We start from the raw sequence: 6,552 nt of genomic DNA, 5'->3' as shown, positions 1-6,552 counted from the left end.
GCGCCTGGCCGAGCACAAGCTGCGGGCCGGCGCGCTGCTGACGAAGCCGGGCACGCCCTCGACCTTGCTGGATGCCTGCGCTGCCGCACTCGGGCGCGCGCTTGCCGTCCCCACGCGCACTGCGCGGCGCGAAGAAGCACAGCTCGACCATCGAAAGGCGCTGGCCGGTGCCCATGTGCTGCTGGTCGAGGACAACGCGATCAACCAGGAACTCGCCGTCGACCTGCTCAGCCGCGCCGGTATCGTCGTCAGCGTCGCCGGCAATGGCGAGGAAGCGCTGCGCAAGCTGGCCAGCGAGCGTTTTGATGCGGTGCTCATGGACTGCCAGATGCCCGTCATGGACGGTTATGCAGCGACGCGGGCGTTGCGCCAGCAGCCGGCGCTGCAGGCGCTGCCCGTGATCGCCATGACCGCCAATGCGATGGTCGGCGATCGTGAAGCCGTCATCGCGGCGGGCATGAACGACCACATCGCCAAACCGATCAAGGTCGATGAGATGTTCGCCACCCTCGCGAAATGGGTCAAGCCGAGCGGTTTGGTGGTGGTGGGCAACGACAGCAGCGCCGACGCGTTGCAGGCACTGAACGGCATCGACGCGCATTGCGGCTTGGCCAATGTCGGCGGCAACGGCGTGCTGTACCGTCGTGTGCTGAGCATGTTCCGCGACCGCGAGGCCGATTTCGCGCAGCGTTTCAACGCCGCACGCCGTGCAGGCGACGCCGACGCCGCCATGCGCGCCGCGCACGACCTCAAGGGCCTGTCCGGAACGCTCGGCATGCATGCCGTGCAGGCCGCTGCCGCTGCGTTGGAGCGGGGGTGCCTGCATGGCGCGCGCGACGCCGAGGTGGACGCCATGGTGCACGACGTGGCGAGCCACCTCGACAAGGTCGTCGACGAGCTCCGGGCCGTCGAGAGTGAGACCGCGCAGGCCGCGTGATCGTCATTGCCAGGCTGCGGCGACGCCTTCAGTGAATCCGGCCACCGATGGCCCACGTAGGACAAGCAAGCGAATGTCATACGCGGGCAATGCTGGCGATCGAAGATGCGTCGCCTGGCCTGCGCCCGCCTCGGTTCCTTTGTCATCACGCCCGTGCCACCCACCCTGTCATCACTGCTCCATCGAACGCGTGCTGCCGTCCTGGTGCTGCTGCTCGTCGTGTTGCCGCTCCAGGGCGTGGTGCAACTCGTTGCGGGCCTCCAAGGTCACAGGCATGTGCATATCGGCACGGCGACTCGGCATGACGCCGTGCTGGCGGGCCTGACCCAGCCACTGCGCGCCCTGCTGGACCATCTGCACGCCGCACAGGACCCGCGGCTGCAGGGCTCCAAGCGCTCTCAGGTGCTGAGCAATGGGCATGGCGCGGAAATGCACGAGCATGGGGGTGTCTTTCACAATCACTCCCAGCACGACGCCGACGTGCTCGAGGTCGGCGATCCGGCTGACGACACCGCCCAGGGCGCTGTGACGGCCTTCCTCGCCTGGCYGCCGGCCGGCTTGACCTTGCCGGTGGGCGAGGGCGGCGATCACCCTGCCGCGACCTACCTCGATTGGCGCGACCGTGTCGTCGCGCCGCCGTTGACCCCTCCTCGCGGCTGATCGACAGGCGCCTTCGCGTGCCATGGCGCTTGCTGCGCCAATCCGATCCCCTGACTTCCGCCCGTCCTGACCGGACCCAGCGGTGCCTGCGCGCGCAGGCTTGCCGAGAGCTCCCATGTCCAAACATTGCCGCTTCCAGCCGACGCTGCTGGCCGCCGCCTGCCTGCTCGCCGCCTCCGCAGCCCGGGCCGAACCCTCAGCCGTGCTTGAAAAGGTCGAGATCACCGGCCGCCATTACGACAACGCCATCGGCAGCACCGATGCCGCGTCGCAGGGCACCATCCGCGCCGAGCTGCTGAAGAGCCGCCCCGCATTGCGACCGGGCGAGGTGCTGGAGTTCGTGCCCGGCCTCATCGTCACGCAGCACTCGGGCGACGGCAAGGCCAACCAGTACTTCCTGCGCGGCTTCAACCTTGACCATGGCACCGACTTCGCCACCACCGTCAACGGCCTGCCGGTCAACATGCCGTCCCACGGCCACGGCCAGGGCTATTCGGACCTGAACTTCCTGATTCCCGAACTGGTGGACCGCATCGAGTACCGCAAGGGCCCGTACTTTGCGAAGAACGGCGACTTCGCCGCCGCCGGCTCGGCCGACATCGCCTACCGCAACACGCTGGACGAAAGCTTCGCCGCATTGACGCTGGGCCAGCGCCAGTTCCAGCGCTTTGTCGGCGCCGGCTTTACGCACCTGGGCGACATGCATCTGCTGGGCGCCATCGAGGTGCAGCACAACGACGGGCCGTGGCAGTTGCCCGAACACCTGCGCAAGACAAACGGTGTGCTGATTCTTTCGGGTGGCACGCGCGCCGAGGGCTGGAGCACGAGCCTGATGACCTATGACGCCCGGTGGACATCGACCGACCAGGTGCCCGAGCGTCTCATCACAGCCGGCAGCTTCAACGGCCAGCCCTTCGGCCGCTTCGATGCCATCGACAAGAGCGACGGCGGCGAGACGCGCCGCAGCAGCCTGTCCGGTGAATGGCATCGCAATACCGGCACAGAGGCCACCAACGTCGCGGCCTATGCGATGAACTACCGGCTCAAGCTCTTCTCCAACTTCACCTACGCGCTGGAGCGGCCCGACGACGGCGACCAGTTCTCGCAGCAGGACAGGCGCAGCGTCTACGGCGCCAATGCCAGCCACGCCGTCGACCACCGCCTGGGCGACCTGCCGGCCCGCAGCGAGATCGGCCTGCAGCTGCGCCATGACCGCATCCGCGTCGGCCTTTACGACACCGTGGAGCGCCGCATCACCGCAACGACGCGCGACGACGAGGTGCGCGAGACCGAGCTTGGCGTCTACGGCCAGACCTCGGTCGAGCTGACGCCCTGGCTGCGCGGCGTCGTCGGCCTGCGCGCGGACGAGGCGCGCTTCAAGGTGCATAGCTACAGCAACGCCGCCAACTCCGGCAGCGCCTCGGCCCACCTGCTGTCGCCCAAGTTCTCGCTGATCGCCGGGCCGTGGGCCAAGACGGAGTTCTTCTTCAACGCGGGCCGCGGCTTTCACAGCAATGACGCGCGCGGCACGACGGCCACCATCGACCCCAAGACCGGAGACGCGGTCGACAAGGTGCCGGGTCTTGTCGCGGCGCGCGGCCTGGAGCTGGGTGCACGGACCGAATGGGTGCCGGGCCTGCAGAGTTCGGTCGCGATCTGGAAGCTGGACTTCGACTCCGAACTCGTCTATGTGGGCGACGCGGGCGCGACCGAGGCCACCCGGCCCAGCAAACGTCATGGGCTTGAGTGGAACAACCGCTATGTCCCTGTACCCTGGTTGCTCATCGACGCCGACCTGGCCTGGGCGCGTGCCCGTTTTGCCGATTTCGACCCCGCGGGCAACCGCATTCCCAATGCCGTCGACAAGGTCGGATCGATCGCCGTCACGCTGCGCGACCTTGGTCCCTGGTCGGCCAGCCTGCAGTGGCGTTACCTCGGCTCGGGCTCGCTGGTCGAGGACAACAGCGTGCGCTCGCGCTCGTCGCTGACGACCAACCTGCGCGTCAGCCGCAAGCTGTGGGACAAGGCCGAGCTGACGGTGGACGTCTTCAACCTGATGGACCGCAAGCTCAACGACATCGAGTACTTCTACGAGTCGCAACTGCCCGGCGAGGCGRCGTCGGTGGCCGACCGTCATGTCCACCCGGCCGAGCCGCGCACGGTGCGGGTGACGCTGAAGATGGGGTTCTGAAGAGACGACGATGCGCGCGTTGCTGCCCCGCTGCTGATCCGGGCTCTTGAAGCGCTTTTGCACGCGGCCCGACCCGGGCAATGCACTGGAGTCATGCGCCTTCTGAAAGCGTGAATGCCGGATCGGTATTCATGCGGGCCCGTTTCTCGCATCTACTCGCGCTGGTTTCTTTACAACCAGAGGAGAACTCCGCATGCAATCCATGACCTTCGGCCTGCGCGCCGCCTGCGCCGCGCTGCTGGCGGCCAGCGCCTTCGCCGGCTTGCCGGCGCTGGCCCAGACCGCCAAACCCACCGTGGTGATCGTCGCCACCGGCGGCACCATCGCCGGTGCTGGCGCCTCGGCGTTGAACAGCGCCACCTACCAGGCCGCCAAGGTGCCGGTGGACAAGCTGATCGCCGGTGTGCCCGAACTGGCCAGCGTGGCCAACGTGCGCGGCGAGCAAGCCTTCCAGATCGCCTCCGAGAGCTTCACCAACGACAAGCTGGTGACGCTGGGCAAGCGCGTTTCTGCGCTGCTGAAGGACCCGGAAGTGGGCGGTGTGGTCGTCACCCACGGCACCGACACGCTGGAAGAGACCGCCTTCTTCCTGAACCTGGTGGTCAAGAGCGACAAGCCCATCGTGGTGGTCGGCTCGATGCGGCCGGGCAGCGCGATGTCGGCCGACGGCATGCTGAACCTGTACAACGCGGTGGTGGTGGCGGCTTCGCCCAGCGCCAAGGGCAAGGGCGTGCTGATCACCATGGCCGACGACATTCTGTCCGGCCGTGACACAGCCAAGCGCGTGAACATCAAGACCAGCGCCTTTGGCAGCCAATGGGGTTCGCTGGGCATGGTGGTCGAGGGCAAGACCTTCTGGTTCCGCAGCCTGGCCAAGCGCCATACCGCGAACTCCGAGTTCGACATCGACACCATCGACGCGCTGCCGGACGTGTCCATCGTCTACGGCTCGGGCAGCATGAACATGGCGCTGTACGACGCGGCGGCCACGCCGGGCGTCAAGGCCATCATCAACGCCGGCACGGGCAATGGCTCGGTGCCCAACTACGCGGTGGACAAGCTCAAGTCCATCCGCGACAAGGGCGTGCTGGTCATCCGCTCCAGCCGCGTGGCTGACGGCATCGTGCTGCGCAACGCCGAGCAGCCCGACGACAAGTACGACTGGGTGGTGGCCCACGACCTGAACCCCCAGAAGGCCAAGATCCTGGCCGCCGTGGCCCTGACCAAGCCACAGACCACCGCTGAGCTGCAGCGGATCTTCTGGGAATATTGATCTAGCGAAGCGTGCCGAGAGCTTCGCGGCTGACGGCACCGTTGTGGCGTGCCTGCCGGTGCCGCGCCAAGCTACCCAAGCGATCCGACGCCTGGGGTGTTACCAGGGCGGTGACTCACTGAGCGCGTCCTCAGGCACGTTCGCCGGCAGAGAGGCGATGGCGGGCGCGGGCGCCGAGGCGGGCGCACCTGCCGCGGCGAAGTCATGCTCGCCGCCCAGGCCTTCGATGAGCGCCGGGATCAGCCGGCCCAGTTCGCCGGTCGCCAGGGCCGCGTCGGCGTCGAAGGCCTCGTCGCCGCTTGCTTCGGGCCGGCCTTCAAAAGCCAGGTCCAGGAAGCTGATCTTCTTGATCGCAAAACCCTCGGTCAACGTGAAGGCGACGCGGTCGTTCCAGCTCAGGGCCAGGCGAGTCGGCATCTTGCCGCTGGTCAGGTGGGCGCGGACCTCGTCGATGTCCAGCGGGTGGCGGGCATAGCGCACGACGGGCTTCTCGTCGTCGCTGCCTTTGAGCTCGCACTCGCGCTCGATCTGGAAGCCTTCGGGCGTCACGCCGTCCAGCAGCCAGGCGGCCATGCAGGCGGCGGGGCTCTCGGCCGTCTGCACCAGTTGCAGCGACAGGCCGTCGGCGGCCTGGATCAGCAGCGTGACGACCTCGTCGGCGCGGCTGGCGGAGCCGGCATCGACGAACAGCAGGCGCTGCTCCGGCGCGATCCAGACGCGCGTGGCCGAGGTCTTGGTGAACGCGCGCGGCAGCAGTTCGTGCGTGGCCTGCTCCTTCATGTCCTTCTTGGCCTTCTTGCCGGGTTTGCGGCCGGTCTGCGCCTCGATCTGCTCGGCGAGCTCGTCGATGCGCTCCTGCACGACGGAGGAGGGCAGCAGGCGCTGCTCGCGCTTGAGCTTGAGCAGCCAGTGGCCGTCGATGACTTCGACCAGGGGTGCGTGCTCGACGTCCCGCGGCGGGGCCCAGCCGACGGCCAGGGGCTGCGTCGGGGCGCAGGACAGGAAGGGTTCCTTGGCCAGCTTGTCGGCCAGCTGGGTGGCGTCGGGCTGCCAGCCCTCGCCGATGCGGTAGACGATGAGGTTCTTGAACATGGGCTCGATACAAACAAGAAACCCGCCAGCGGCGGGCTTCGCAAACAGGCAGCGATCAGGCCGCGATTGTCTCAGGTCGCGCGGCGGCGCCGGCGAGGGGTGGGTCAGGCCAGGCGCGGTTCGTCCATGACCTGGCGCAGCAGCTTCTCGAAGACCTCGACCGACTGCCCGCCCTGGATCAGGTGGCGCTGGTTGACGATGACGGCCGGCACGGCATGGATGCCCTGGGCGTGCACCTCGGCCTCGGCGGCAGCCACCTCTTCGGCGTAGCGCTTGCCCGCCAGCAGTTCGCGCGCCTCGGCCTCGGGCAGGCCGGCGGCGGTGGCCAGGCTCAGCAGCACTTCGTGATTGGATACATCACGGCCATCGGTGAAATAAGCCTTCAGCATTGCCACCTTC

Annotated in this window: 6 protein-coding genes; 4 read left to right on the top strand and 2 right to left on the bottom strand. The window is 67.8% G+C overall.

The window, feature by feature from the left end:
- From ACXJKR_RS20750 to ACXJKR_RS20735, 4 genes are all read left to right on the top strand, one after another.
- Positions 1-937, top strand: a 937-nt coding sequence (locus ACXJKR_RS20750; RefSeq protein ID WP_457324424.1) for a response regulator, incomplete at its 5' end; no start/stop codon positions are given.
- Positions 938-1,042: 105 nt separating this feature from the next.
- Positions 1,043-1,597 carry a hypothetical protein gene (locus ACXJKR_RS20745; RefSeq protein WP_457324423.1) on the top strand — a complete coding sequence of 185 codons (555 nt, stop codon included), beginning with the start codon at positions 1,043-1,045 and terminating at the stop codon, positions 1,595-1,597.
- 115 nt (positions 1,598-1,712) lie between these two features.
- The gene (locus ACXJKR_RS20740) at positions 1,713-3,788 is read left to right on the top strand and encodes a TonB-dependent receptor (protein WP_457324422.1); all 2,076 of its coding nucleotides are present in this window, start codon (positions 1,713-1,715) and stop codon (positions 3,786-3,788) included.
- Positions 3,789-3,990: 202 nt separating this feature from the next.
- Positions 3,991-5,061 (top strand): type II asparaginase, encoded by a 1,071-nt coding sequence (locus tag ACXJKR_RS20735; protein WP_457324425.1) that lies wholly within the window; start codon positions 3,991-3,993, stop codon positions 5,059-5,061.
- Between the two features lie 99 nt (positions 5,062-5,160).
- On the opposite strand, the gene ACXJKR_RS20730 is transcribed toward ACXJKR_RS20735, so the two are convergent.
- A complete protein-coding gene (locus tag ACXJKR_RS20730; RefSeq protein WP_457324421.1) occupies positions 5,161-6,153 on the bottom strand; it encodes a recombination-associated protein RdgC in 993 nt (330 codons plus the stop codon).
- Between the two features lie 104 nt (positions 6,154-6,257).
- Positions 6,258-6,552 (bottom strand): DsbA family protein (locus tag ACXJKR_RS20725; RefSeq protein ID WP_457324420.1); only part of this gene is annotated, 295 nt, incomplete at its 5' end.

It is taken from the genome of Roseateles sp. P5_E11 (assembly GCF_054049355.1).
This window is presented reverse-complemented; position numbering and strand designations above follow the sequence as displayed.

Excerpts from the sequence above, each read along its gene's own strand:
- ACXJKR_RS20730 (WP_457324421.1), bottom strand. The coding sequence starts at position 6,153 with ATGTTCAAGAACCTCATCGTCTACCGCATCGGCGAGGGCTGGCAGCCC.
- ACXJKR_RS20735 (WP_457324425.1), top strand. The coding sequence starts at position 3,991 with ATGACCTTCGGCCTGCGCGCCGCCTGCGCCGCGCTGCTGGCGGCCAGC.